This is a genomic window from Hydrogenophaga sp. (assembly GCF_018780075.1).
Taxonomy (GTDB): domain Bacteria; phylum Pseudomonadota; class Gammaproteobacteria; order Burkholderiales; family Burkholderiaceae_C; genus Hydrogenophaga.
The window spans coordinates 16,754-42,600 of the sequence record NZ_JADMKB010000046.1 but is presented as its reverse complement, the minus strand read 5'-3'; the positions used below and the strand labels follow the sequence as shown (position 1 = coordinate 42,600).

The 25,847-nt window shown below is 66.4% G+C and carries 31 protein-coding genes and 1 pseudogene; 22 read left to right on the top strand and 10 right to left on the bottom strand.

The features are described 5' to 3' along the window. From IV088_RS10735 to IV088_RS10720, 4 genes and pseudogenes are all read left to right on the top strand, one after another. Positions 1–260, top strand: a pseudogene (locus tag IV088_RS10735) (glutamine--tRNA ligase); the annotation flags it as partial. Between the two features lie 37 nt (positions 261–297). Next, positions 298–1,035, top strand: coding sequence for an FRG domain-containing protein (locus IV088_RS10730; protein ID WP_291101676.1), 738 nt, complete (start codon positions 298–300; stop codon positions 1,033–1,035). Then, complete coding sequence (locus tag IV088_RS10725; RefSeq protein WP_291101674.1) at positions 1,032–2,108, top strand: DUF262 domain-containing protein; 1,077 nt, start codon at positions 1,032–1,034, stop codon at positions 2,106–2,108. Before IV088_RS10730 ends, IV088_RS10725 begins: the two co-directional genes overlap by 4 nt. Positions 2,109–2,449: 341 nt before the next feature. Continuing rightward, entirely contained in the window at positions 2,450–2,764 is a 315-nt protein-coding gene (locus IV088_RS10720) for a hypothetical protein (protein WP_291101672.1), read from the top strand. A 117-nt stretch (positions 2,765–2,881) separates the two neighbouring features. Here the strand turns inward: IV088_RS10720 and IV088_RS10715 are convergent, their stop codons facing one another. After that, positions 2,882–3,502 (bottom strand): excalibur calcium-binding domain-containing protein, encoded by a 621-nt coding sequence (locus IV088_RS10715; RefSeq protein ID WP_291101670.1) that lies wholly within the window; start codon positions 3,500–3,502, stop codon positions 2,882–2,884. Between the two features lie 45 nt (positions 3,503–3,547). Then, entirely contained in the window at positions 3,548–4,033 is a 486-nt protein-coding gene (locus IV088_RS10710; protein ID WP_291101668.1) for a DUF4124 domain-containing protein, read from the bottom strand. Positions 4,034–4,209: 176 nt separating this feature from the next. Here IV088_RS10710 and IV088_RS10705 point away from each other — a divergent pair, with 176 nt between their 5' ends. The 3 genes from IV088_RS10705 (at position 4,210) to IV088_RS10695 (ending at position 6,266) form a co-directional block, all read left to right on the top strand. Further along, positions 4,210–4,983, top strand: a complete 774-nt coding sequence (locus IV088_RS10705; protein ID WP_291101666.1) for a restriction endonuclease — start codon at positions 4,210–4,212, stop codon at positions 4,981–4,983. 64 nt (positions 4,984–5,047) lie between these two features. Then, complete coding sequence (locus IV088_RS10700) at positions 5,048–5,563, top strand: helix-turn-helix transcriptional regulator (protein ID WP_291101664.1); 516 nt, start codon at positions 5,048–5,050, stop codon at positions 5,561–5,563. Beyond that, on the top strand, positions 5,556–6,266 hold the full coding sequence (locus tag IV088_RS10695; RefSeq protein ID WP_291101662.1) for a nucleotidyl transferase AbiEii/AbiGii toxin family protein: 711 nt from the start codon (positions 5,556–5,558) through the stop codon (positions 6,264–6,266). The genes IV088_RS10700 and IV088_RS10695 overlap by 8 nt, the downstream gene beginning before the upstream one ends. A gap of 25 nt (positions 6,267–6,291) precedes the next feature. Here IV088_RS10695 and IV088_RS10690 read toward each other — a convergent pair whose 3' ends face one another. Next, positions 6,292–7,245 (bottom strand): chemotaxis protein, encoded by a 954-nt coding sequence (locus IV088_RS10690; RefSeq protein ID WP_291101660.1) that lies wholly within the window; start codon positions 7,243–7,245, stop codon positions 6,292–6,294. A gap of 156 nt (positions 7,246–7,401) precedes the next feature. Between IV088_RS10690 and IV088_RS10685 the strand changes: the two genes are divergently transcribed. Further along, entirely contained in the window at positions 7,402–7,725 is a 324-nt protein-coding gene (locus tag IV088_RS10685; protein WP_291101658.1) for a hypothetical protein, read from the top strand. A 51-nt stretch (positions 7,726–7,776) separates the two neighbouring features. Here IV088_RS10685 and IV088_RS10680 read toward each other — a convergent pair whose 3' ends face one another. Continuing rightward, on the bottom strand, positions 7,777–8,208 hold the full coding sequence (locus IV088_RS10680) for a hypothetical protein (RefSeq protein WP_291101656.1): 432 nt from the start codon (positions 8,206–8,208) through the stop codon (positions 7,777–7,779). Positions 8,209–8,391: 183 nt separating this feature from the next. On the opposite strand from IV088_RS10680, the gene IV088_RS10675 reads away from it, so the two are divergent. Then, entirely contained in the window at positions 8,392–9,345 is a 954-nt protein-coding gene (locus tag IV088_RS10675) for a hypothetical protein (protein ID WP_291101654.1), read from the top strand. Here IV088_RS10675 and pcp read toward each other — a convergent pair. Beyond that, entirely contained in the window at positions 9,336–9,980 is a 645-nt protein-coding gene (pcp, locus tag IV088_RS10670) for a pyroglutamyl-peptidase I (protein WP_291101653.1), read from the bottom strand. The genes IV088_RS10675 and pcp overlap by 10 nt on opposite strands. A gap of 148 nt (positions 9,981–10,128) precedes the next feature. Here pcp and IV088_RS10665 point away from each other — a divergent pair, with 148 nt between their 5' ends. The 5 genes from IV088_RS10665 to IV088_RS10645 all read left to right on the top strand — a co-directional run bounded on the left by IV088_RS10665 (position 10,129) and on the right by IV088_RS10645 (position 14,064). Further along, positions 10,129–10,758, top strand: a complete 630-nt coding sequence (locus IV088_RS10665; protein WP_291101652.1) for a hypothetical protein — start codon at positions 10,129–10,131, stop codon at positions 10,756–10,758. Between the two features lie 10 nt (positions 10,759–10,768). Then, a complete protein-coding gene (locus IV088_RS10660) occupies positions 10,769–11,305 on the top strand; it encodes a GNAT family N-acetyltransferase (RefSeq protein ID WP_291101651.1) in 537 nt (178 codons plus the stop codon). Between the two features lie 234 nt (positions 11,306–11,539). Continuing rightward, entirely contained in the window at positions 11,540–12,388 is an 849-nt protein-coding gene (locus tag IV088_RS10655) for a hypothetical protein (protein ID WP_291101650.1), read from the top strand. 1 nt (position 12,389) lies between these two features. Then, on the top strand, positions 12,390–13,334 hold the full coding sequence (locus IV088_RS10650; protein WP_291101649.1) for a hypothetical protein: 945 nt from the start codon (positions 12,390–12,392) through the stop codon (positions 13,332–13,334). A gap of 4 nt (positions 13,335–13,338) precedes the next feature. Then, complete coding sequence (locus tag IV088_RS10645) at positions 13,339–14,064, top strand: hypothetical protein (RefSeq protein ID WP_291101648.1); 726 nt, start codon at positions 13,339–13,341, stop codon at positions 14,062–14,064. Between the two features lie 55 nt (positions 14,065–14,119). Here the strand turns inward: IV088_RS10645 and IV088_RS10640 are convergent, their stop codons facing one another. Next, positions 14,120–15,043 (bottom strand): M14 family metallocarboxypeptidase, encoded by a 924-nt coding sequence (locus tag IV088_RS10640; RefSeq protein ID WP_291101647.1) that lies wholly within the window; start codon positions 15,041–15,043, stop codon positions 14,120–14,122. Between the two features lie 125 nt (positions 15,044–15,168). On the opposite strand from IV088_RS10640, the gene IV088_RS10635 reads away from it, so the two are divergent. Continuing rightward, positions 15,169–15,495 (top strand): DUF2322 family protein, encoded by a 327-nt coding sequence (locus tag IV088_RS10635; RefSeq protein WP_291101646.1) that lies wholly within the window; start codon positions 15,169–15,171, stop codon positions 15,493–15,495. A gap of 31 nt (positions 15,496–15,526) precedes the next feature. Here the strand turns inward: IV088_RS10635 and IV088_RS10630 are convergent, their stop codons facing one another. Continuing rightward, on the bottom strand, positions 15,527–15,814 hold the full coding sequence (locus tag IV088_RS10630) for a hypothetical protein (protein WP_291101645.1): 288 nt from the start codon (positions 15,812–15,814) through the stop codon (positions 15,527–15,529). Positions 15,815–16,094: 280 nt separating this feature from the next. On the opposite strand from IV088_RS10630, the gene IV088_RS10625 reads away from it, so the two are divergent. The 3 genes from IV088_RS10625 (at position 16,095) to IV088_RS10615 (ending at position 19,074) form a co-directional block, all read left to right on the top strand. Then, entirely contained in the window at positions 16,095–16,541 is a 447-nt protein-coding gene (locus IV088_RS10625) for an SRPBCC family protein (RefSeq protein WP_291101644.1), read from the top strand. A gap of 193 nt (positions 16,542–16,734) precedes the next feature. Then, positions 16,735–18,225: a YdiU family protein gene (locus tag IV088_RS10620; RefSeq protein ID WP_291101643.1), complete on the top strand. Its 1,491-nt coding sequence runs from the start codon at positions 16,735–16,737 to the stop codon at positions 18,223–18,225. 105 nt (positions 18,226–18,330) lie between these two features. Further along, the gene (locus IV088_RS10615) at positions 18,331–19,074 is read left to right on the top strand and encodes a hypothetical protein (RefSeq protein WP_291101642.1); all 744 of its coding nucleotides are present in this window, start codon (positions 18,331–18,333) and stop codon (positions 19,072–19,074) included. Here the strand turns inward: IV088_RS10615 and IV088_RS10610 are convergent. After that, complete coding sequence (locus IV088_RS10610) at positions 19,040–19,852, bottom strand: tRNA-uridine aminocarboxypropyltransferase (RefSeq protein WP_291101641.1); 813 nt, start codon at positions 19,850–19,852, stop codon at positions 19,040–19,042. The two genes, IV088_RS10615 and IV088_RS10610, sit on opposite strands and share 35 nt — an antisense overlap. A 75-nt stretch (positions 19,853–19,927) precedes the next feature. Here IV088_RS10610 and IV088_RS10605 point away from each other — a divergent pair, with 75 nt between their 5' ends. Together IV088_RS10605 and IV088_RS10600 are read left to right on the top strand one after the other, a co-directional pair. Continuing rightward, entirely contained in the window at positions 19,928–20,557 is a 630-nt protein-coding gene (locus IV088_RS10605; protein ID WP_291101640.1) for an MSMEG_1061 family FMN-dependent PPOX-type flavoprotein, read from the top strand. Further along, complete coding sequence (locus tag IV088_RS10600) at positions 20,557–21,192, top strand: DUF938 domain-containing protein (protein WP_291101639.1); 636 nt, start codon at positions 20,557–20,559, stop codon at positions 21,190–21,192. The genes IV088_RS10605 and IV088_RS10600 overlap by 1 nt, the downstream gene beginning before the upstream one ends. A 164-nt stretch (positions 21,193–21,356) precedes the next feature. Here IV088_RS10600 and IV088_RS10595 read toward each other — a convergent pair whose 3' ends face one another. After that, positions 21,357–23,459, bottom strand: a complete 2,103-nt coding sequence (locus IV088_RS10595) for an Ig-like domain-containing protein (protein ID WP_291101637.1) — start codon at positions 23,457–23,459, stop codon at positions 21,357–21,359. Between the two features lie 249 nt (positions 23,460–23,708). On the opposite strand from IV088_RS10595, the gene IV088_RS10590 reads away from it, so the two are divergent. Both IV088_RS10590 and IV088_RS10585 read left to right on the top strand, forming a co-directional pair. Next, the gene (locus IV088_RS10590; RefSeq protein WP_291101636.1) at positions 23,709–24,242 is read left to right on the top strand and encodes a DUF4399 domain-containing protein; all 534 of its coding nucleotides are present in this window, start codon (positions 23,709–23,711) and stop codon (positions 24,240–24,242) included. A gap of 263 nt (positions 24,243–24,505) precedes the next feature. Beyond that, positions 24,506–24,997, top strand: a complete 492-nt coding sequence (locus IV088_RS10585) for a DUF1097 domain-containing protein (RefSeq protein WP_291101634.1) — start codon at positions 24,506–24,508, stop codon at positions 24,995–24,997. A gap of 44 nt (positions 24,998–25,041) precedes the next feature. Here the strand turns inward: IV088_RS10585 and IV088_RS10580 are convergent, their stop codons facing one another. Continuing rightward, positions 25,042–25,770, bottom strand: coding sequence for an SOS response-associated peptidase (locus IV088_RS10580; protein ID WP_291101632.1), 729 nt, complete (start codon positions 25,768–25,770; stop codon positions 25,042–25,044). Positions 25,771–25,847 lie beyond the last annotated feature (77 nt).

Sequence of the window (25,847 nt, the reverse complement as noted above, 5' to 3'; positions counted from 1 at the left end):
CCGAAGTGCGCCTGTACGACCGCCTGTTCAGCGACCCCAACCCCGACGCCGGCGGTAAAGACTTCATCGAAGCCCTGAACCCCAACAGCCTCAAGGTGGTGACCGCTTACGTGGAGCCGTCACTGGCCGCCGCGCAGCCGGACCAGAAATTCCAGTTCGAGCGGTTTGGGTACTTTGTGGCGGATCGGGTGGACCACGTGGCAGGGGTGAAGCCGGTGTTTAACCGGGTTACGGGGTTGAAGGATAGTTGGGGGAAGTAGCTTCCCTGGAAAACCGCAGAAACACAGGGAGAACTTGGTGACTTACAAGAAGTATGCGATCAATTCAATCGGCGAACTAATTGACAAACTGAAGCCAGAGTTAAAGCAACGAGATCCAGCTTGGTTTCGCGGTCATGCCGACGCGTCTTGGAAACTCCTACCTGGATACCAAAGATACAAAAATCCGCCACCCGAGTCCGTTCTCATAAACAAATTCAAGCAAAATGCATCACTGCTTGTTAATACAAGAGAGCCGCACAAATTTGAGTGGCTTTTTTATATGCAGCACTATGGAGCACCAACCCGGTTGTTGGATTGGTCCGAAAGTCCGCTTTTCGGCCTGTATTTCGCAGTAACCTCCACACCAAACAAACAAGGGGCTCTATGGCTACTTAAGCCACTAGAGTTAAATAAGCTAGCAACCTCCAACACAAAGGAAGCGAAGTTCATCCCCTCCTTTGATGATCAACTACTAGACAACTACTCAACCGAGAGTATTGAAGCAAATAATTTCGAAGGAGTTATTCCAATGGCCGCAATAGCCACGAGAAACAACACCCGAATCCAAGCGCAACTTGGAGTTTTTACAATTAGCCATCGCACAGCCACATCAATCGAAAATATAGGCACAGGCTCTCACGTCACAAAGTTCACAATCTCGCCAGCGGCAAAAAAGACCATCTTCGGCGAACTTAAGCTCCTGGGAGTAAATAAATTTCAACTATTTCCAGAGTTGTCTAGTGCCGGAGATCTAATTAAGGAGTCCCTCACGTGAGCTACATTGATCACCACGAGCTACCACACAGCGCCGTACTTAGCATATACGTTGAAAAAGATCTGATTTGGGTTGATCCTGATTACCAGCGCCAAGGTGATGTGTGGCCACTAGAAAAAAAGCAGCTATTGATCGACTCCATCATCAATAGATACGATATTCCAAAACTATATTTTCACAAACTTGATCGGGAAGCCGCAAAAAAAAAGCGCAAGCAGTATGCAGTAATTGATGGTCGTCAACGATTAGAGGCAATCTTCGGCTTCATGGACGGCGAATTTCCGCTAGCTAACGATTTCGAGTATATATCCGATGACTCGATTGAGGCCGGCGGACTTACATACGAGGATCTTGCCAAAAAACTTCCACGCATCAAACAACGATTTGACGCATTCACACTGCCGATCACAGTAGTTGAAACAGATGACCTAGAGTTGATCGAGGAGATGTTCTCCCGATTAAACGAGGCGGTTCCACTCAATGCTGCCGAAAAACGAAATGCCATAGGCGGCGAAATGGCCAAGGCAATAGTAGAACTCTCTGAAAGTTCGCTATTTGCGAAGAAAGTTCGCTTCTCAAACGTCCGCTATCGCCACAGAGAAGTAGCCGCACGACTTCTTTTCGTAGAGTCATCGGTTAATTCAAATAGGCTCGTGGATACAAAGAAGCCCTTCTTAGATGACATGGTCAAAGTTTACAAAACGGGAAAGAAACGGGAAGTTTCAAATTTGCTAGGCACCGTGACAATCATCACCGAAGCAATGGCAAAAGTGTTTACCAGTAAGGATATCCTGCTGGCAGCGCAAGCGGTTATTCCTGTTTATTATCTTTTATTCAGAGAAGCTCAGTCTCAAGGCAACCTTGAATTGATCTCACGACAGAAGTTAGTAAAATTCAATGAAGACCGCAAAGGAAACAGAGTACTTGCCGAGTTAGACATAACCAAAGCCAACTTCGAGCTCCTGGAATTTGACCGCATGTCACAACAAGGCACAAATGACGCGAGCTCTATTCGAGAAAGACTTAGGATTTTGTCAAAATTCGTTGGCATAAAAATCAATTCTGATTTTTAACCGATAAGAGTGCAATCAATAGAATACAGCCGAAGTGAGCGTAGGGAGCAACGGAATCTGATCTTACCTCTCGCCACAAAATTAAATACAGGTGACATATGAAGTTGCTGACAGAAGATTGGTTTTGGGCCGCAATCCAGGCTGCAGGCTTACTAATAACTCTTGCGTTGATACTTCGTCAGATACGCCTACAAACATCCACACATATAGTCCAAACCCTTGAAGCAATTCATCAAAGATGGAACGAAGACTCGATGCTCCGAGCAAGGCATGCAGTATGTGATCGGTACTTAAAGAGTGAACACTCCTTCGATAGCATTGGACAGTTCATAACCGAATACATGGAAGAGCTAGGCATATATCTTAAGTTGCAAGCCATTACCCCGGACGCTATGTGGGATACCTATTCTTGGTACATTGAGCACTACTATTCTATGTTTAAGAATGATATCTTGAGGGAACGAATTGACACCCAGGAACAGCATCTCTACGAGAATTTTGAATCACTCTTTTCTCAGCTAGAGGCGATAAGCTCAAAAAAAGGGGCTCCAGATGCAAATCGCACAACAGTTGCATTGCGACAGTTTGCAGAAGATGAAGTTAGACGAACTTCATCATTCCTCAAACTTCAGAGCATGAAAGGTCAGTTGACTTAGCCAGGAGTGCGTGGCGAAGGCATCTGGGTCAGGTCTTGCCTTTTGCCCTTGAGCGAGCCATCTGCATTTGGCCCCTGATTCGGCAGCGAAGCACCGGGATTCGACTTTAGCCCGCCTTCACCCGCCAAAAGGCCCCGTGCACAACTGCTGCTCGCACGGAATGCCATCACCATCCCCGTCCATTTCCATGCCAGTGCAGTTGTTCAGAAACTGCTTGGCTTCGCTGCATGAGCTCATTTGCGAGCAGTGCTTGCGGCCATCGCACTGAAACGCTGGCTGTCTGATTTCGGGCGCGGCGGTTTGCGCCGGGCTGCTCATCACGCTCTGGGGTTCCGCCGCTGTCACTTCGGCCCGCTCGGTGTACCGGGTGTAGCCATACCAACCCAGGCCAGCGACCATCAACAACGCCACGAAGCGCCTGCCAAACGAGTTTGATTCGGTGCGCTCGGGCGTTCGGCTGGCCTGGTGCCGAACCTGATCGTGTGGTTGACGTCGAGGCGCCCTGGGTTCCGGGGCTCCCGGCCGGCGCACCCTCACCGCCCGTTTGCGGCCTTCCTTGTCCAGCTCCATCTCAAACGACAGCGGCTCGCCGATGGCGGGTGGCCGCTCGTCGCGTGGGAAAGCGGACACATGCACGAAGAGTTCCTGATCGCCATGGTCGGCCACCACGAAGCCAAAGCCCCGCTCAGCGTTCCATTTGGTGAGCCTGCTGTTGATTCGGGATGCGACCGCTTCCATGGGCTTTTTCGCTTATGAATGTTTTTCACATTCGGCGCCAGATTCTCAGCAACCCAGCTCGCGAAACCGCCGCCGACTCAGGAACAACTGCACCTCCGCCTCGGCCCTCGCAGCTTGTGCGCTGTTTCGCACCATCTGCTCCTGATCAGGAAGCCGCATATCCAGCAGCTTGCATTCAGCCTGCGCACTGGCCGGCAATTTGAAGCGCCGCTCGAACACCTTGGTCTGTTCGTGAGACATGCCGGTCAGCGGGCGCATGGCTTCGTTCAGTGATCGTTTGATTTCTTCGCGCTGCACATCGCGCCCTTTGCGGCTGGCGCCGGTTGACTTGTCCAGCCCTTGCGTGGGCGTGGTGTCGATGACCTTGGCGCCAACGCACGGCTCGTGGGAATAGCCGATGCGGCCATGGGTTTCGCAGCGGTAGACAGCCTGCGCTTGCGCGACCGCGCTGGCCGTCAAGCCAGTCATCAGAACGATGGCCCATCGGGCCGAAGCAGCAGCGTGCGGGTTCGCACGCCCTTGGATGTTCATCTTCTCCTCCCTGTTCCAGGCTGCGGCATCATGCGGGCCAGACTGATGCGGGGAGGATATCAATGGGCCGCCGACAACAACCCGGCAGGAATTCACGCAAACGCCGTTCGGAACCGTTTCTGGAGAAGGGGCTCACGCTTCTGGTGCTGGGCGCTGGGCTGTGGGTGGCGTCGATCATGCCGACCAGCAACCCCATACTGAACATCGTGGCCCAGGGCGTGAAGACGCCCGCCTTGTTCGCGATGGGGCTGGGCGCGGTGCTGTTGGCGATTCATGCGCTGATCCGATCACTGCAGGCACGCGGTTCGACCCCAACGCCGTCGTCAGGGCCTGCGCCAGTGGCTGCCCAGGCGCGCAAGGAGCCGTCACTGCTCTCCAGCGATCCGCCTGTGGAGCACAGCGCCTGGAGCAAAGACGTGCTGTCAGCGATCGAATGGCGCCGTTTCGAGGCCGTGGTCGAAGCGCTGTTCGCGCAGGCCGGTTTCGAGACACGCAGCCAGTCGCACGGCGCTGACGGCGGGGTGGACATCTGGCTGCACTCGAAGAACGCCAGCGGGCCTGTTGCAGTGGTGCAGTGCAAGCACTGGCAAGGCAAGCCCGTGGGCGTGAAGGAGATGCGCGAGTTCCTGGGTGTGATGGTGTCCAAGGGCCTGAAGCGCGGCACCTACGCGACCACGTCCCGCTACACGGCGGATGCGCTGGAGTTCGCCAAGGTCAACGGCATCAACGCGCAGGACGGCACCGGCCTGCTCAAGCTGATCGCCCAGCGCACGCCAGAACAGCAGGCCCGCCTGCTGGAGGTGGCCTACGAAGGGGAATACTGGAAGCCCACCTGCGCCAGCTGCGGCGTGAAGATGACCGAACGCGAATCGCGCAAGGACGGTTCGCGCTTCTGGGGGTGCGTGAACTACCCTCGCTGCAAGCGGACGCTGGTGATGAGAGCAGGGTGAGGTTGCATATATAAGTGTTTCTCAAACTTGACAAACCATCATTTTTGATCAGAATGAGAAACACATGCCAGCCAAACCACCCCTTCCGCTCGACCAAAGCGCCGCCCAGCTCCGCGCCCTGGGCGAGCAGCTTCGCGCGCGCCGCAAGGCCCTGCGGGTGAGCAGCACGGCGGCGGCGGAGGCGGCGGGCATGTCGCGGGTGACGCTGCACCGCATCGAGAAGGGCGAACCCTCTGTGGCGGGCGGCGCCTGGGCCAATGCCATGGCGGCGCTAGGCATGACGCTGCAGGCCCGCAACGCTGAAGACGCCGAGCCTGCCAGTGTGCACGCCAGCCCGGCGGATCTGGCCGAGTGGATTCCAGTGCGTGTGCGGCTCGCCGACCACCCGCAGTTGAAGGCCCTGGCCTGGCAGGTGCACGGCACCGACACGCTCTCGCCCCTGGAGGCCCTGGGCATTTACGAACGCAATGCGCGCCATCTGGACACCGCGGCCATGCTGCCCGCCGAGCGGGCGCTGCTGCAGGCGCTGCGCACGGGTCTGGGCGGTGGCGCAGCAGGAACGGGCAAACCCGATGTTTGAGCGGCCGCACCACCAGCGCATTGCGCATGTGCTGGCCGCGCTGGACGGCGACGTGTTGCGTCAGCACGGCTGTCTGTTTGGCGGCGGCACCTGCATCGCCCTGCGCTACGGCGAGTACCGGGAATCTGTGGACATCGATTTCCTGGTGTCCGACGCTGCGGGCTACCGTGAGCTGCGCCAGTTGCTCACAGGCGCCGAGGGGCTCAACGCCCTGGTTCGGTCGGGGGCTCAGCCGCTGACCATGTTGCGCGAGGTGCGCGCCGATCAATACGGCCTGCGCACGGTGGTGCAGATGGACGGCCAGGCCATCAAGTTCGAAATTGTTCTGGAGGCACGCATGACGCTGGAGGCGCCTGCCAAGAGCGATGTGGTGTGCGGCATCAGCATGCTCACGCCGCTCGATCTGGCGGCGTCCAAGCTGCTGGCCAATTCAGACCGGCAGGCGGACGACGGCGTGTTCAGCCGCGACGTGATCGACCTGGCCATGATGGGCCTGGGCTTGCCCCTGCTGCGCAGGGCGCTGGCGAAGGCCGAGCAGGCCTACGGCCCCGCTGTGGCGCGCGATCTGGCCAAAGCCATCGACCGCCTGCAAGAACGGCCAGGCTGGCTGGAGCGCTGCATGCAGGCCATGGCCATGACCTTGCCCAAGGCGGTGCTCTGGCAAAAAATTCGCTCGCTGCGAAAACTGTTGAAGCCGGCGTGAGATCAGCGCTGCGTGGCGCGCGAGGTCAGTGCGCCAACACCTGCCGGATGGTGGCGGCCAGTTCGGACGCCACGAATTTGGCCACGTAGGCATCGGCGCCCACGGAGCTCACGTGCGCCTCGTTGGCGGTGCCCGTCAGGGACGAATGGATCACCACCGGGATCGACTTGAAACGCTGGTCGTTCTTGATGTTGCGCGTGAGCGTGAAGCCGTCCATCACCGGCATTTCCAGATCGGTCAGCACCAGCGCCACTTTGTCGCGCGCCGTCTTGCCTTCGGCGTGGGCTTCATCTTCAAAGGCTTGCAGCCGCTCCCACGCTTCCTGACCGGTCTTGGTCATGACGAAGGGGGCGCCCATGGCGTTCAGCCCTTGCTCGATCATCATGCGCGCCACCGGCGAATCGTCGGCCGCGAGGATGATGGCGCCTTGGGGCAGGTTCACCGCCGCCCCCACCGACGCCGGGGTGATGGCTTCCTGCGTGGTGGGCATGACGTTGCGCAGGATCTGCTCCACGTCCAGCACCTGGACGAGGCGGCCCTTTTCGGTGTCGCCGTCGAGCTTGGCGATGCTGGTCACCAGGCCCGCGCCATTGCCTTCGGCGGCCAGGACGTTGCTCCAGTCCAGCCGCACGATCTGGTCCACTTCTTCCACGGCAAAGGCCTGGGTGGTCCGGGCGAACTCGGTCACCATCAGGATGGTGTGGCCGCTCTGGGGCACACAGCCCACCACCGCAGACAGGTTGATCACCGGGATGATCTGCCCGCGGATGTTGGCAACGCCCATCACGTGGGCCGGTGCGTTCGCGATGGCGGTGATGGTGGGCATGACCATCATCTCGCGCACCTTGAAGACGTTGATGCCATACAGTTCGCGGCGGTCGGTGCCCGGCGCTTCGCCGAGGCGGAACAACAGCAACTCAAACTGGTTGTTGCCGGTGAGGTGGGTGCGATCTTCGATGTTGTGCAACGCGGGGGTCATGTGGGGAGTGCTCCAGTCTCGGGTCCACAAAGGGTAGGGGCCGAAGCCCTTCGCCGAAGCGCACAAGAGCCCCACAAAGGCGGCGCAGTTCGGGCCTTATCCAACCAGCGTCCACCAGCAGGGTGACAATCCGGTCAACCACCGCGCGACGCCAGCATGCCCCGCCCCCACCACCACGTCTACGTGATCGAGCTGCACCCGGACGTGCTGCGGGAACCCCGGTTCCGCAGGTGCAACCCCGGGTACATCGACGGCAAGCCCTGCGTGTACGTGGGCATGACCGGGCTGGACCCGGACCTGCGGTTCGACAAACACAAGGCGGGGATTCAGGCGAACGCCTACGCGCAGAAGTACGGCCTGCGCCTGCTGCCCGATCTGTACGAGGGTTTCAACCCGATGCGCTACAAGGACGCGCAAGCGCGCGAGGTGGAGATCGGCATCGACCTGCGCTCGGCGGGGTTCGGGGTCTGGCAGGCCTGACCCCGGGTCAAGGCAGAAGCCCACCCCGCAGCAGCCGGCCCCGGCCGGCGCTCACTTCGGGGCCGTGACCGGGCCCGGCGCCGCCGGCTCGATGGTGGTGGTGATCTCGCGCAACAGGCCGCCGCCCTCGACGCTGCCCTGGGCCTGGCCTTCGCCCATCATCCGGCGCTCGCACTGAGAGCGGTCGAATGCGTCCTGGTGAGACTGGCAGCGCGCCAGGGCGTTGCGGCGCCAGTCGTCCGGCGTGGTGTTGTCGCCGATCTTGCCGCGCAGCGCGTCCTGGCGCACGGCGCCGGCTTCGCGCAGGCAGGCCTCGCGCGATGAAGGGTCCTGCTTGCCCGCGCAGGCGCTGCGGTCGCGCTGGTATTGCTCGTCGATGGCGGCGCGGTCCATGGCCGGTGCCGCGTGGGCCAGCGGCGCCAGCAGGAGCAGCAGGCCCAGGGCGGCGGCCAGGCGGGGGGCGGAAGGGGTGGTCTTCATCATGAGGGGTCTCCTTGTGGAAGGGCCCGGGATCGGCTCGGCCGATGCCCCGAGCGTGGCGATGCCCCATTAAGCGCCCGCAGGCGACGGGTCGTGTGTTTCTTTCCGAAACAGCCGTGAGCCGCCTGCAGCGCGGCCCGCGGTCGCTGGCGGGTCGGTTGGCGTGCGATTTGCTTGAGGCTGGGCATGAACACCTTCATCCGCATTGCCGAGGTCTGGACGCCCACCGAAGACGGTGCCTCGCTGGAGCTGTCGAGTGGCTTGTTTCCGGGGGCCGCGGCCTTCGAGGCGATCACGCGGCAGATGCTCTTTGCGCGCGGCGAGGGCCTGCCTGGCCGGGCCTGGGAGGTGGGTCACCCGCTGATGATGCGCGAGCTCTCGGGCAGCTATTTCAAGCGGGCGGCGGCCGCCAATGCGATCGACCTGACCTGCGCCGTCGCCTGCCCGGTGTTCCGGGGCGATGCGCTGCTGTGCGTGGTGGTGCTGCTGATGGGGGGCGCCGCGTCGTCGGTCGGCACGGTGGAACTGTGGCGCAACGACGGGCGCATCTCGTCCGACATGGCGCTGGTGGACGGGTACTTCGGCGCCAGTGCCCAGGCCTCCGAGCTGGAGGCGCTGACCCGCGAAGGCTGGCTGCCCCGCGGCGCCGGCGCACCGGGCCTGGCCTGGCAGAAGGGCGAGACGGTGTGCATCGCCGACATCGCCCGCTCCAAGCGGTTTTTGCGCAAGGAAGCGGCGCTTGCCCTGGGCATCGACCGGGCGCTGGCGGTGCCCTGCAGCGTGCAGGGCGCGTCGTCCTGGGTGCTGGCGCTGCTGTCGGCGCCCAGCACGCCCATTGCGCTTCGGGTGGAGGTCTGGACACAGCCGCCTGGCCTGACCGACGGCTTGGTGCGCAGCTCGGGCTTCTGCGAATCCGCCGGCGAACTGCCGGCCGGCGCGGGCACCGTGCACAAGCTTGAGGCGCTGGGGGCCGTGGGCACCGCCTGGCGCACCGGCGTGGCGCAGGCCAGCACCTTGTTGCCCACACCGGGCACCCCGGCCGATGCGACGGCCCTTCAGGCGTCCGGCGCCCGGTCGGTGCTGGCGCTGCCGGTGCTGATGGACGACGCGGTGAACGAGGTGGTGGCGCTCTACTTCTGAGACGGTCCGGGCTCGGCCAGCGCGCAGCGCAAGGCCACCCGCAGGCCGCGCACCACGTCGGCCAGCGGCAGGCTGGGCGTGCCCTGCTCGGGCAGCCAGGGCACGTGCACGAAGCCGCCGCGCGTGTGGCGCAGCTCGGGCCGGGTGGCGATGGCGTGCATGAGGCCGTAGAACACGTGGTTGCAGACGAAGCTGCCCGCGCTGAGCGACACCTCGGCGGGCAGGCCTTCGCGCTGCAGCGCGCCCAGCATGGCCTTGATGGGCAGGGTGCTGAAGTGGGCGGCGGGCGCGCCGGGCACCACGGGCGTGTCGATCGGCCGGGCGCCGGCGTTGTCGGGGATGGGCGCGTCGTCCACGTTGATGGCCACGCGCTCCAGCGAGATCGAGCTGCGGCCACCGGCCTGCCCCACGCAGACCACCAGCGCCGGCCGGTGCTTCGCCAGCAAGACGTCCAGCACCTGCTGCGAAGCGCCAAACACCGTGGGCAGCTGCGCCGCCACCACGGTGTGGCCCCGCACCTGCCGGCCACGCAGCGCCTGCACGGCGAGCCAGCTGGGGTTGAGGGTGGCGCCGCCGAAGGCGTCGAAGCCCGTGAGCAGCACACGGGGCCGGGGGAAGCGGGTGTGGGTGTCCATGCGGTGGCCTCTGTCGGATTCGCAAGGATATGCTGCGCAGGCTGGCGCGCGCTGGGCGCCACCCGGCCGCACCGAAGGCGCTCAGCCCCGCAGTGCGCAGCACGGAGGGTCGTCCCGTGAGCGCCTCACCTCACCCCAAGGAGTTGTCATGGCCACCCGCAAGAAACCCGCCATCGAAACCGAGGTCCCCGATGCCTCGGGCTCGCACCTGATCGGCCAGGCGATCCTGTCGCTCGCGGGCAGGGTGCCCGCCTCGAAAGAGCGCATCAGCCAGACGCCCGCGGACGATGCGCGCAAGAAGGCGAACGCCGCGGCGGCGAAAGCGGCGCTGGCGGCCGGGGCGATGGCGCTGCCACCGGGGCCGCTGGGCTGGCTGACCATCCTCCCCGAGATGGTGGGGGTCTGGAAGATCCAGAAACAGCTGGTGGCCGACATCGCCGCGCTGTACGGCAAGCAGCCCACGCTGACACCCGAGCAGGTGGTGTATTGCCTGTTCCAGCACACCGCGGCCCTGGGCGTGCGCGACCTGGTGGTGCGCGTGGGCCAGCGCACGCTGGTGCGGCGCGCCTCGCCGCTGCTGATCCGCGCGATCACGCGGCGCATCGGCGCCAAGGTGGCGCAACGCGTCCTGGGCAAGGGCGTGGCGCGCTGGGTGCCGATCGTGGGCGCGGTCGGCGTGGGGGCCTACGCTTACTACGACACCGCGCAGGTCGCGGCCACGGCCATCGACCTGTTCGAGGGGGTGATCGAGGTGGAGGCGGTGGAGGTGGATGGGTAGGATCGCGGCCATGCCCTCCCCCACCCGCTCCCCCATCCCCACCCTCGAATCCGAGCGCCTGATCCTGCGCCCGTTCCGCCAGTCGGACTTCGAGCCCATGGCGGCGTTCTTTGCCGACCCGGTGTCGGCCTACTACGGCGGCCCGTGCGGGCGCGAGGACGCCTGGCGCAAGTTCGCGGTGTATTCGGGCCACTGGCTGCTGCGCGGCTACGGGCCCTGGGCGCTGGAAGACAAGGCCAGCGGCACCTATGTCGGCCTCTCGAGCCTGTGGTACCCCGAGGGCTGGGCCGAGCCCGAGATCACCTGGGCCCTGGTGCCGGGCGCACACGGCCAGGGCTACGCCACCGAGGGCGCGCGCCGCGCGCTGCGGGCGGCCTACGAAGACTTCGGCTGGACCACGGCGGTGAGCGTGGTGTCGGTCCACAACCCGGCCTCGCAGGCCGTGGCGCGGCGCATGGGCGCCACGCTGGAAACCGAGATCACCTACCGCCACGGCGCCGCGCACGTGTACCGGCACCTGGGGCTGGCGGCGCTGCGGACGGGCTGAGCCAGCGGCGCAACGTGTTGGCGCCGACACACCCTGTTGCAGGCGACTCACCCATGCGAGGGACGCCATCCCTCTCGCAAGGGATACCACCCGACGGGGCATTGACCTACACCTGACACCCGGGCCACGACAGGCCGTGACCCGTCCCGCGCCGGGGTTCGGCGCGAGGGTCAGGGAAGTGGCTGGAGCCATCGCTCCGGTTCCCTCCCCCACCCGTTCTCCAGGGGTGATCAGATGGCTTTCACAGACAACTGCGACATCTTCGCGTCCTTCCATGAAGAGGGCTTCAACCGCATCCTCGGTCATGTCCGGCGACAAAGACCTTCGCTCTTCAACCACGCCACGGCAGACGTGGCCAACAACCCGCGTCTCCTGTGCAAGGAGATCGACGCGCACCCGATCGTGGCCTTGCGCAACAACCCGCAGGTCACCATCGCCGACCCGCTGCCCATCCCGGGCACGAACTTCGGCGTCAACTTCGCGGTGCAGCTGGTCGACCTGCAGATCGACTTCCACCCGGGCAAAGGGTTTGCACTGCCGCCGGAGCTCAACCCGCCGCTGCAGGCCCAGCGGCTGGCGATCAAGGTGGGCCTCTGCGGCGGCATCGGCTGCCCGGACAAAGACCTGCTCGACCGGCTGGTTCCGCCGCCCAAGCTGCCGGGCCGGCCCACCGAGGGCAAGGACCCGCCGCGCGACACCCCCATCGTGGCGCTGCCCACGCGGCAGCTCCACTGCTTCTGCCTGGAGGCCTACGTGCACGGCGGCGTGCGCATCGCCACCCACCACGGCAAGCCCTACCTCGAACCGTTCATGGACGGCTTCGAGATCGTGGACATCGAGCCCAAAGGCCTGGAGAACAGCCTGGAGTGTTACCTCGGTCTGCTGATGCGGCTGGTGGTGCTGCCGGGCCTGCGCATCCTCCTGGAGCATGCGCCGCTCAACCTCACCCAGGGCGCCACCGACCTGTTCCCGCAACCCACCAACGTGACGCTGTCGGCGGTGCCGGTCTCGGCCAGCGTGCCGAACAACCCGGCCATCGAAGACGATCAGCTGAAGGTCTTCATCAAAGCGGAGGTGAACTGACATGGCACACCTGACCATCGCGGCCTCGGAGGCCACATTCAAGGCGCTGTTCGACACGCTGCGCGACAACTTCCGGCTGACGCACTCCGACAGCGCCAGCTTCGGCCCGTTCAGCGCGTCCTACGCGGTGGACGCCCACCTCGAAGGCGGCACCATCGACCTGCGGGCCGACAACACGGTCCAGGTCAAGGAGCTGGACATCAAGTGGGACCAGCTGGACCTCTCGCTGGGGCTCAACATCCCCGAAATCTGCGTCGGTGGTTTCTGCATCATCCCCAACCCCTTCGGTGGTTGCCTGGTGCGCGCGCCCCGGATCTGCGCGTTCAGCGCCAACCCGGACATCAGCTTCACGCTACCCCTGGGCGGGCTGATCACCTCCGAGATCTCGGTCACCGGCTCGCTGCTCACCAAGTACGCCACCGACCCGGCGCGGCCCGCCGGCATGAACGACTGGGACGCGCAGGACGCCAGCCCCTCGCTGGCGAACCACTGGCAGCTCTTCGTGGACCCGCAGTTCCTCGACGTGGACATCTTCGACATCGCCGACATCGTGGGCGACCTGCTGGAGAACGCGGTGGACGCCGCCATCGACAACCTGCTGGGCTTCCTGCCCGGCTGGGCGCGGGCCATCGTCCGGGCGATCCTCGGTCCGGTCATCGATCTGATCCGGGCCATCCTCGACATCGCCGACGACATCCAGGAGTGGATCTCCGACCTGCTGAACGTGAGCTTCGGCCTGCTGGACTTTGCCCTGCAGATGGTGGCCGACTACCTCGCCAACCAGTCGCCGCTGCACCAGATCGAAGACCCCTTCCCCATGCTGGAAGCGGCGGCCAACCCGAACCCGGGCAATCCAACGATGCTGATCCCCGTGAAGGTCCCGATCCGCGACCTGAAGGTGTTCAACAACGACGTCGAAATGGTCCTTGAAGGAAACGTGGGGTGATGACATGCAAGCCAGACTGAACCAACAACTCTTCCACACATCGACACACGACAGCGGCGCGCTGGGCGTGCTGGCGATGGTGATCCACCAGTTCGGCACCGTTGGCCGCCACCGGGTGGTGGTGATGTCGCACGGTCGGCCGGTCGCCGAGCTCGGGTTCGACGTGGACGCCACCTCGACGGTCATGCAGCACGACATCGACCTGGCGCTGGCGGCCCATCCGGGGCGGCAGCAGCCCGAGGCCTGTGGCTGCAAGGGCGCGGTGCCGAGCATGGGCACGGTGTCGCCCCAGGGCCACGTGCTGTTCCACGCGTCGTCGGGCCAAGGCTATTCGGTGGTCGTGCACAACGCCGACGGCAAGCCCGTGTTCGACAGCAGGCGACTGGACGACGGCGACCTGTTTGCGGTCACGCTGCTGGAGCCCACGCGCTACACGCTGCAGAACACCATCGGGGCGGCGACGGGCGAGATCGAGGTCGCCTTCAACGACGAGATCGCCAAGCGCATCAGGCAGCTGGAAACGCGCTACGTGGACGTGCAGGAGAAGGGCTTCGGCAGCGACCGCATCGAGCTGGCGTCCACGCAGGGCCTGGTGTTCCGCATCCAGGGCGCGTCGCGCATCGTGATTCAGAAGCACGCGCCCCGCAAGAACGACACGCCCGACGCGCGGCAGCCCGTCATCCGCTGGCAGAAGCCGCCGACGCGATCGACCTCGGTGGGCAGCGCCTGACCGCCGGCGAGCAGCGGGCCGCCGCAGCGGTGCGACACCCGCTGCAGGGACAACCTCAGGGTTGCGCGAGCACGAAGTCGATGGCCGCGCACACCGCCGTGGCCTGCGCGGTGTTGCACTGCTCGGGCGTCGCCCGCGGGCTGTCGGGGTAGACCTCGGTGGTCGTGGTGTAGCGGGCGCCCGTGAGGCTGGCGCACAGGCCGAGCGACTTCAGCGGGTAGCGGATCACGCCGCGGCCGGACAGGGGCGCGCCGATGAGGCCGCCCTGGGCGTCGGACGGCGCGATGTGCGTGACGCGCTCCACCGCCACGATGATGGCTTGCTGGAACTCGGGCTGCGGGTTCTCGGTGTCGTCCACGAGGTAGAAACCGTCCGGGATGTGCACGGGCGTGTGGGGCACCCCGTCGCGCGCCGCCTTCGCCGGGCTGAACTCCGACGCGTCGGTGTCGGTGGTTTCGTGCAGGTCGATGTGCACGGCGAACTGCCCCAGCAAGGGCGCCACCAGCCGCATCAGCGCGGCGGACTCCGGCACCTGGCTGCCTGCCTTGAACGAGCGGTTCGGATCGATGGCGTCGAAGTTCCAGCGGTGGATGCGCTCGTAGGCCCAGGGGCTCACGCAGGGCGCCACCAGCAGGTTCACCCGGCCGGCATAGGCCTCGGCGTGCTGGTCGAGGAAGCGCAGCGCGCCGTGCACACCGCTGGTCTCGTAGCCGTGCACACCGCCCGTCACCAGCACGCCCGGCAGGCCGGGTTGCCATTCAAGGCTCTGCAGGGCGAAGAGCGGGTACACATCGCTCCCGTGCGCGACCTCGCCGTAGGGCAAGACCTCGAAGCGCGCCCGCAGCCGCTCGAACACGGTCAGCACGTCGTCGGCGTAGCTGCGCTGGCGCACCAGCTGCGCGCGCCAGGCGCTGACTTCGGCGGGGCCCCAGGCCTGGCCGGGGGTGCCGATGGGGTAGGTGGTGGTGGGCGTGGTCATGGAACGCTTCATGGGTGGGTGGTCAGATGGACATGGGCCGGAGCACCCGCGGGATCAGGGGCCAAGGGGCAGAGGGTTTGCCCGCCGTGCCATGATCCGGCCGCTCCGACCCACACCGTACCACCATGAACTTCGCCGACCGCCTGAAACAGCTCCCCGCCACCAGCCACCTCGCCGCCCTGCAGCTGCTCGACGCGCAAGGCCAGGTGGTCGCCACCATTGAAAACAGGCCGGGCCAGACCGGCTCGCTCGCGGTGTACGCGGCGCTGGCCGCGCAGCACGGCGGCCGGATCACGCCCGAGGCGGCGGCGCTGGGGCTGCAGTGGTACGCGGAGCACACGGCCGACGCACACGCGCACCCGGGCAAGCACCCCAACATCGACCGCCTGGTGGCCTGGGCGCAGGGCTCGGCCAGCCACCAGGTGCGGCTGGTGGAAGCCCCGAAGGCCTAAAGCCCCTTGTCAGGCAGCGCGAGCCACTGCGTCAGTCCACCCAGGTGACGACCGGCCCGAGCTTGCGCTCGGCCAGGAACACGGCCTCGCGCAGCGAGAGGGCCGCGCCCCCGTCCAGCCAGGGCTGGGCGGCCGCAGGCACGTGGTAGCGGATGTAGTAACACTCCACCGCCCGGTCGCTGAACAGCTCGGGCGGGTCGTCGGCGTCGCCGGAGCCATAGAGGGTGTGGTGGCGCACGATGCGCACAGGGCAGGTGGTGAGGCCCCCGTAGAACCACTGGCCCTGCTTGATCGAAGGTAGCTGGTCAACATCGTTCATGTCGTCTGCTCCAAGCGTGAACCCCCTGCACCGCCGGCCCGTCGGCGCGCGTGGCGGCCGGTCCGTGAATCGATGATAGGCACAGCGGCCCGCGCTGCCAAGGTGGTGGACCCGGGGGTCGGCAGTCACGGCGCAGCGGGAGACACGGTGAAGGCCAGGAGGGCACCTGCTGCGCCTTCCGTGTCGATTTCTGCTCAGGCCAAACGTCGTACCGGTGAAGCCCCTTCCCATGCACCGCTTCGCCGACACTCCTGTCTCCACTTCCCCGAAAGGAACCACCATGACCACCGGCACCGTCACCCTGCACCGCGTTCTCACGGCACCGCCCGAGCGCATCTACCGCGCCTTCCTCGACCCGGACGCGCTGGCCAAGTTCCTGCCGCCCCACGGCTTCACCGGCCGCGTGCTGGAGATGGACGCGCGCGTGGGCGGCCGCTACCGCATGCAGTTCACCAACCTCTCCAACGGTCAGAGCCACGCGTTTGGCGGCGAGTACCTGGAACTGGTGCCCAACGAACGCATCGTCCACACCGACACCTTCGATGACCCCAACCTGCCCGGCCAGATGAGCACCACCATCACGCTCAAGGCCGTGTTCTGCGGCACCGAGTTCACGGCGGTGCAGCAAGGCATTCCGGCCATGATCCCCGTCGAGGCCTGTTACCTCGGCTGGCAGCAGACGATGCAGCTGCTGGCCCAACTCGTGGAGGCCGAGGTCACGGAATGACTTGAAGCACCCCCGCCGCGCTTCGCGCGACCCCCTCAAGGGGGCGGCACTGGCCGTCCGGCAAAGCCGGCCCGGCGGTGCCCTGGGTGGCGTGGCGCCAGGCAACGGTGTCGGGTGCAAAGGCCTTGTCCCGACAGGCCCACCCGATCCCGGGACAATGGGGGCCTGAATCGATTCCCCACCTGGAGAGAGCGTGAGCGTCAGCACCCCACCGGTATTCAAGTTCGACAACAGCTATGCCAACGGGCTGGAGGGCATGTCGGTGCCCTGGAACCCCGCCAAGGTACCGGCGCCGCGCCTGCTGCGCCTGAACCGGGCGCTGGCCCAGGAGCTGGGGCTGGACCCCGACGCGCTGGCCTCTGAAGCCGGGCTGGCCGTGCTCTCGGGCAACGTGGTGCCCGAGGGCGCACAGCCCGTCGCGCAGGCCTACGCCGGCCACCAGTTCGGCGGCTTCTCGCCGCAGCTGGGCGACGGCCGCGCGCTGCTGCTGGGCGAGGTGATCGACACCCAGGGCCGGCGGCGCGACATCGCGTTCAAGGGCTCGGGGCGCACGCCGTTTTCGCGCGGCGGCGACGGCAAGGCGGCCGTGGGGCCGGTGCTGCGCGAGTACCTGATCAGCGAGGCCATGCACGCGCTCGGCATCCCCACCACGCGCACGCTCGCGGCGGTGGCCACGGGCGAAGCGGTGTACCGCGAGCGCCCACTCCCCGGCGCACTGCTCACGCGCGTGGCGGCCAGCCACATCCGCGTGGGCACCTTCCAGTTCTTCGCCGCGCGGCAAGACACCGATCGGCTGCGGCGGCTGGCCGACCACGTGATCGCGCGGCACGACCCGTCGCTCGCAGAACACGAAGACCGTTACCTGGAATTGCTGCGCGCGGTGTGCGAGCGGCAGGCCGTGTTGCTCGCGCGCTGGATGGGCGTGGGCTTCATCCATGGCGTGATGAACACCGACAACATGACGGTCTCGGGCGAGACCATCGACTACGGCCCCTGCGCCTTCATGGAGGCCTTCGACCCCGACACGGTGTTCAGCTCCATCGACGCGCACGGCCGCTACGCCTACGGCAAGCAGCCGGGCATCGCGCAGTGGAACCTGACCCGGCTGGCCGAGGCGCTGCTGCCGCTGATCGACACCGACGAAGACCGGGCCGCCGAGCGCGCCATGGCGGTACTCAAGACCTTCCCCGACCGCTTCTCGCACCACTGGCTCGCGGGCATGCGGGGCAAGCTCGGCTTGCCGGCGACGGGCGATGTCGACGCTGACCGCGACCTCGTCAACGACTTCCTCGCGCTGATGCAGCGCCACGCGGTGGACTTCACGCTCGGCTTCCGGCGCCTGTCCGGCGTGTTGCGCGGCCAGCCCGAACCCCTGCAGGCCCTGTTCGGCGCCGAGGCCGAGGGCCTGGCGGCCTGGCTCACGCGCTGGCAGGCCCGGCTGGGCGAGGCGCCGGCGGCCGAGGTGGCGCAGCGCATGGACAGCGTCAACCCGATCTACATCCCGCGCAACCACCTGGTCGAGCACGCGCTGGAGGCCGCCACGGAATCGGACAACCTGGCGCCGTTCGAGGCGCTGCTCGGCGTGATCACGCGGCCGTATGAAGAGCGGGCGAACGATGCCCTGTTTGCCCAGCCCGCCAGCGCCGAACAGAGCGCCGGTTACCGCACCTTCTGCGGCACCTGAAGCGCGCCCACATCCACCCCACGGTGGATGTGGTGGCCGAAGCAACGGCTCAAACTTCGCACCCGGGGTGGCCTTTTCGTGCTGCCCGCGCACGAAGGAGTTGCCATGAAACCCTGTTGCCGCTGGATGGTCCTGCTGGGCCTGGCCTATGCGCTGGCCGGCTGCCGCGAGCAAGAGATCCTTTCGCCCCACCACACCTCCATGGAGCGCCATGGTGAACAACAAAGCGCGGTGGTCTGCGGCCTCAACACCACGCCGCTGCTGACGATCACAGGTCGAACGCCCTACGAAGCGAACAGCGTGCTGGCAGGTTTCCGCACGGTGTACGTCCCGGGCGCCCCCCCCATCGCCTGCAACCGGCAGCAGTCAGCCAACGTGCAGGGGGTGATGATGTTCATCGGCACACTGGACGCCGGCATGCCGGTCAACGCGACCACGGCGCTGCTGGACATCCTGAGCTTTCGCCCGGCGGCACCGGTCCAGGTGACCGAAGCGCGGCCGCTGTCCACCGGCGTCACGGGCACCTGGTCGGGCGCGACGCGCAGCACCTGCCGCTTCAAGATCAAGAGCTTTCCCCGCAGTGGCTGGGTGCCCGGGCCAGAGAGCTATGGGCGATCCTGGATCACCACCAGCGAGCTGACGGACGACGGCAACGACCGCTTCTCGGTGCCCTTCACCACCCACCCCGTGATCAACGTGACCGACGAATTCAGGGCCGGGGTGATCGAAGGCAACCGGGTCTTCCTGCGGGTGACCATCGAAGCGGACGACATCGGCGTCGCCGCCGGGGCCACCAACCACTGCTACGGGCAGTTCACGGCGCGGCTGCGCCTGCTGGCGCCGGACTGACGGGCGCCGCCGCCAGCTGCGCCAGCCGCTGGTGCACCCCGCTTTCGGGGTTCAGCGGCAGCTGCTCGCGGATGCAGAGGTAGCGCTCGCTGAACACGTCGAACCACGCCACCAGCGATTCGGCCGCCCGCGTCTCGCCCGCGAGCGCGAGGCACAGCGCGGCCACTTCGGCGGTGCAGAAATGGTGTTCCTGGGTCGAGCGGCGCAGCCGGTAGCTCGACACCTGCTCCGGGTGTAGGCTGAGCACGGGCAGGCGGTCGAGATAAGGGCTCTTGCGGAACATCTTGCGCGCCTCGGACCAGGTGCCGTCGAGCAGCACGAAAAGCGGTCGCTTGCCCACGCTGCCATCCAGGCCCTGCGCGGCGGCGGGCACCTCGGTCACCACGCGCTGCTGCGCCTCGGCGTACTCCGCCGGGAACACCACGTAAGGCTGCCACTGCGGGTCGGCCAGCAGGGTCAGCAGCTCCGGGGAGACGGCGGTGCGCGCCCAGCCGAAGGCCCAGGTGTCGGCCACGACGTCGGCGATCAGCCAGCCGGTGTTGCTGGGCTTGAGCGCCTCGATGTCGCCCATGAGCAGGCACACGCCCGCGCGCGTGGGCACCGAAGGACGCAGGGCGCAGATGCAGTGGCTCACGATCAGGCGGCAGCCGGCGCAGCGCACCAGGCCGGAGCCGCGCGCCACATAGGGCTTGCTGCTCGCGGCCAGGCGCGAGCTGCGCAGGCGCGACACCGCGTGGTCGGCGTGGGGCTGCGGCGGGTTGAAAGACGGGAGGGTCATGCGGGGAATGTATGCGCTGCGCCAGCCTTTCGCGGCACACTCTCGCCAGACTTTGCCCTTTTGCCCCCCAACACCATGAACATCACGTCCCTCGACGCGCTGCGCGCGCTCCACGACCCGGTCCGCGAACGCTCGGCCAAGAAAGAGATGCCGCAACTCGACGCGCACGCCACGCGCCTGATCTCGCTGTCGCCGTTCGTGGTCATCGCCAGCGGCGCCTTCGGCGGGGCCATGGACGCCTCTCCGCGCGGCGGGGCGCCGGGTTTCGTGAAGGCGGTGGACGCGCACACCCTGCTCATCCCCGACGCCCCCGGCAACAACCGCCTGGACACGCTGGAGAACATCGTGAGCCACGGCGAGGGGGGCGCCCCGCTGGGCCTGCTGTTCATGCTGCCGGGCATGGACGAGACCCTGCGCGTCAACGGTCGGGCGCTGATCTCGACCCGCGAGGCCGACCGCGCACTCGCCGCCGAACCGCAGCGGATGCCCAAACTGGTGATCCGCGTGACGGTGCAGGCCTGCTACCTGCACTGCGCCAAGGCCTTCATGCGCTCGGCGCTCTGGGACCCGGCGCACCACGTTCAGCGCGCCACGCTGCCGAGCATGGGCGAGATGATGCGCGACCAGATCCGCGAGTTCCGTGGCGACGAGGTGGTGGCCGAGACGCAGCAGGAGATGCTGGCGCGTTACCAGCAGTCGCTGTGATGGCCGGCCCCGCAGTGCCGCCGCTGTTCGACGACCTGCCCTTCAGCCCTGCCGCCGAACGCAACCGCCAGCCCATCCTCGACACGCTCAAGCCCCTGCTCGCCGAGGCGGGGCGCGCACTGGAAATCGCCTCGGGCACCGGGCAACACGTGACGTGGTTCGCGCGGCACCTGCCGGGCTGGTGGTGGCAACCCAGCGACCTGTCCGACGACCTGTTTCCCGCCATCACCGCCCGTGTCGCAGCGGCCGGGCTGTCCAACGTGCAGGCGCCGGTGCGCATCGATGTGAGGGAAGCCACGTGGCTGCCCGACGGCACACCGCCCTTCGACCTGATCTGCTGCGCCAACATGCTGCACATCGCGCCCTGGGCCTGCTGCGGCGGGCTGATGCGCGGCGCGGCGCGCCACCTCGCGGCGGACGGCCGCCTCGTGACCTACGGCCCCTACCTGGAAGACGGCGTGCCCACGTCCGAAGGCAACCGACGGTTCGACGCCAGCCTGCGCGCGGAGAACGCCGACTGGGGTGTGCGGCGGCGGGAAGATGTGGAGGCCGAGGCCCGCGCCGCCGGCCTGCGCCTGCAAGCCCGTCACGTCATGCCGGCGAACAACCTGCTGCTGGTCTGGGTTCGCGCATGAGCGAAAGGCGAAAAGCGCACAAACGCATCCGTACCCATTGATGACGGCGCCGGAGCGCCACCTTGAGGAGTGAAGCAGCCCAAAGCCCAGGGCACCGCCGGGCTGGCTTTGCCAGACGGCCAGTGCCGCCCCCTGGGGGGTAGCGCGAAGCGCTGCGGGGGGATTCAAGGAATAAAATTCAGCCCCTCGGGCAGCGGCGGCGTGATCGGCACCTCGTACAGGGTGCCCGGGCCGTCGGGGTCGATCACGGTCGCGCCGTGGCTCTGGAAGAACACGGCGATCTGCGTCTGGCCCAGCACCGCGTTGACCGGTCCCGCCGGGCTGCTGAGCCCGGTGAGGAAGGTGTGCGGGTTCTTGCCCACGCCCGGGTTGGCGGCGTAGGCCAGGTCGTTGCGGAAGTAGGTGGTGTGCGCCTCCAGCCCACCGGCGCGCACGATGGCCGTGCTGGTCGGGTTGGGCACGGTCTGGTCGCCCTTGGCCACCTGCACGATCACCGGCTTGGCCACGCTGCCCGGCAGCGGTTGCCGGCGGATCAGCGACGCGTACGACACCGGGTTGCCCGACTGCTGCACCCACTCGAAACGGTCCAGCACCTGCGCGATGGCGGTCGCCCCCGGCACGTTGTTCACCACCGCCGGCAGGTTGCGCAGCGGCATGTTTTCGTTGAAGTTCAGGTTGAACGGCACCGGCACGCCGGGCGTGGGCGGCAGGTTGAGCAACTGGGGCTGGCGCGTCGCGAGCACCGCCGCGGTGAGGAAGCGGAAGCCGCCCAGGCGCGCCACCTCGGTGATCGAGCCACCGGGCACGTTGGGCACGCCGGCCTTGAGGTTGGGCTCCACGCCCAGCAGCATGGTGCCGTAGATGCCGCCGAAGGACTGGCCGGCGTAGTAGATGCGTTGGGCGTTGAGGTCGGCGCTGCCGTCGCCGTCCACGTCCATGCCCACCTCGACCTGGCGCACCAGCTGCATCAGGTCGACCACGGTCTGGCGCAGGCCGTCGCGGCTGCTGATGATGGTGCGCGGCGCGGCGGCGTTCACGCCTTCGGTGGAGTCGATGAGGCCGTTGCCGTCCTGGTCGATGCCGCGCCCGCCCGCGGGCACGCTCACCGGCTGGCCCGTGCCCTGGGTGACCGCGAGCGCGCCGGCCGCCCCACCCGCGTGGCCCACCACGTTGATGGACAGCGTGGCGATGCCGCGCGACGCGAACACCGAGGCCACCGTCCACGGCGCGCCGTACATGCTGTCGGTGAAACCGTGGCCGAAGATCGCCACCGGCCAGCCACCGGTGGGCTTGTCACCCGCGGGCACGAAGAGCTGGAACACCAGGGTCTGCGTGCCCTGTTGCACCGGGCGCCCGCTCAGCGTGGGCGTGGCGGGGATGTATTGCCCGGCGGCCTGGTAGTTGGGCGAGCTGTACTGGCCGTAGGCGATCTGGCCCACCGCGCCCGGCGCCACCTGCAGCGCCCCCAGCGGGATCGCCTGCGGCGAAAAACCGCCGGCGGCGGTGCTGGTCTGGCGGTTGAACAACATGCCCGAGATGCCCGCCACCGGGAACACCGCGCGCACGGCACCGGTGCTGTTCGAACCGATCATGAAGTTGGCCGGTGCGGGGGTGCTGGCCTTGATCTGCCGCATGATCTTCACGAGGTCGCTGGTGGCGCTTTGCGTGGTGAACAGCGACGCGGCGACCACCGAGAGGCCGCGCCCGATGCGCACCGCACGGGCCGCGTCGCGCGCTTCGCGGTGGTGGTCACCGCCCTGCTTGATCCGTTGGCCGCTGGCGTCGCGCACGCCGTTGGTCACCACCAGCACGTAGCGCGAGCGCTCGGCGAGCAGTTCGTCCGGCTCGAACACCAGCGTCTTGCTCGCCGGGTCCCAGAGCACCTGGTTGATGCCCACCTTGTCGCCGAAACCGCGCAGGCTCTGCGTGTCACCCAGGTTGTAGAGGAAGACGGTGTCGCTGTTGACCGAGGCGAGGTCGATGTCCCCGGTGAACGGCACCGTGATGCGCGGCTGCGTGGAGAAACCGTCGAGCGTGTTGATCACGTCGATGTCTTCGCAGTCGCTCACGCGCACCGCACAGTCGGGCTTGGGCAGGTTGACGCGGCGGAAGGTCGCGTTGGAAAAATCGCCCACCGTGTGGCGGTTGCTCGGGAACAGGCTGGCGCTGTCATCGTCACGAACGGTCACACCGTCGGCGAATGCCACCACCGGCGCGAGCACCACCGACAGGACCGCCGTGAGCCGGCGAGCAAGGAAAGGCGTCATGAGAAGTCTCCTGAGGTCAACCGCCCGGGCGGGGGTCTTTTGTGTGAAATTCCGCACGCCGTTGTACGCCGGTCGGCCCGCAGGTGCCAGTCCTGCTCGCGTTTACCCTGAGGAAAATCGGGGCGTGGGAGTCGCTTGTGTGACGCCATCGAACCCCCACCCCCCGGGTTTTCCCCCTGGGTCCATGGGTTGCGCGTCGGCCGGGAAAGCCTATGCTGACCGGCCCAACAAACCCTTCAGGAGAGCCCCTTGTCACACGTCCGCCTCACCCTCGCCAGCACCGCCGCCGCCATCGCTCTCGTGGGCTGCGGCCACCGCATGCAGCACGACCAAGCAGGCATGCGGCATGCCGCCATGAACCCCAACGCGGCGGCCACCGCGCCGGCCAAGGTCACGGCCAGCACGCCCACCCTGGCCGGGGGCTACAAAAAGGTCGAGGCACCTGCCGCGGCGAAGCTGTATTTCGTCAACCTGGGCAACGGCGCGACGGTGAGCAGCCCGGTGAAGGTGGTGTTTGGCCTGAGCGGCATGGGCGTGGCGCCCGCCGGCATCGAGAAGGCCGGCACGGGCCACCACCACCTGCTGGTGAACGTGACCGAGTGGGACGCCAACGCGCCGCTGCCGGCCAACGACAACTTCCGCCACTTCGGCGCCGGCCAGACCGAGGTGTCGCTGGAGCTCAAGCCCGGTCAGCACACCCTGCAGCTCGTGCTGGGCGACCAGAACCACATCCCGCACCACCCGGTGGTGATGAGCGAGCGCATCACCATCACGGTGAAGTGAGGCGTGAATGGGGCGGTCGGGCACCCTTTGTTCCACCCGGACTGTTCCTTTCGCGCACAGCCGTTGTGGCACGGCACCGGCTTTGGTACATGGTGCAGTGCGGCATGGCGCTGGACTGAACACGGCGAATATTCAATCAAATCAGCGGCGCTCTCACATTGAGACAAATGGGACCGCCGTGGCACGAAAGTTGACTCGTGGGTGGCGTCCCGCCCCGTTGGGGTGGGACGTTTGTTTGACATTCCACCAACGAGGAGACATTCATGAGTTTGCTGTTTGCATTGGCCATTTCCATCGGCCTGCTGGCCGTCGCCGCCACCTGGCTGTTTTTCGGGCCGCTGGCCGCGTTTCAGATGCAGGTGTGGCAGGCCTTCGTGGCCTGGGCCAGCTTCTTCCACAACGGGGGCAAGACCGATGGCCTGGTCAAAACCGTGGTCTGCATGTCGTTTGGCGCGCTGGTGGGCATGGGCTCGGTGATGCTGATCGGGTCGCTGGGCGCGCTCGGCAGCCTGGCCGCACCGGTGGCCGTGGGCATTGGCGCGGCGGTGATCGTGCTGGCCGCGCACCTGCCGATCCTTTCAACCATTCCGTCCAGCGTGTACGGCTTCGCTTCGATCGCCGGCCTGATTTTGCTGGGCAAGGACATGACGCCCACGGCCGCGATCCTGCCGACCATCCTGTCCATCGCCGTGGGCGCGGCGTTTGGCTGGGCATCTGAGCAGCTGGCCGGCAAGCTGGCCAAACCAGCGGCCTGATCGGGCCGCCTGCGCCGTAGTCCCGGCTCCGGGGCTGCGGCGCTTTACTTTTTCTGCACCGGGTTCGCGTGCAGCCAGTTGGCCGGGTAGGCGCGCAGGAACTCGCGCGCTTTTTCGGGGTGGCCAGCGTTGAGCCAGGCGCTGTAGCCGCCTTCGTTCAGGATCGCCGGCATGCGTTTCTCGGCGCCGGGCTGCTGGTAGCGGTGCATCAGCGCGTGGGCGTTGGCGTTCACGGTGAGCAGCGTGAAGCTGACGATCTCGGCGCCGTCGGCACCGGTCCAGCGCTCCCACAAACCGGCCACGCCCATGGGCTTGCCGTCGACGCGGGCGATGCGCGTGGGCACGGCCTTGCCGCTGCGCAGGTCGTCTTCAAAAAACGCCACCATCGGCACGATGCAGCGCTGCCCGGCCAGCCAGGCCTCGCGCAGGTTGTTGGAGGTGGTCACGGTCTCGCTGCGCGCGTTGACCAGCTTGGGCGAACGCAGCTTGGCGTCGGACGCGGACTTCACCCAGCGCGGCACGAGGCCGAACTGCCCGACCACCCGTTCCAGCACCAGCGGTGCCGGCTCGACCGCCCCTTCGGCGACCCCGTCGGCCGTGCCCGGAACCTCATCGGTCACATCGGTCACGGGCGCGCCGACCGACCCCCTGCGGATGAACACGCCCAGCTGGCGCGGCCAGAGGTCGCGGTTCACGGGCGTGTCGGGCGCCTCCACGCCGAAGGCATCGGGGTACAAGGAGGCGGGGTGGAGGGTCTCGAAGTGAACGGTCATGCGGTCGATGGTAGTTCACGCCCCGGCGCGCGCCAGATGGGCCGAGAATCGCCAGACACCCCACACCACCCTCCACC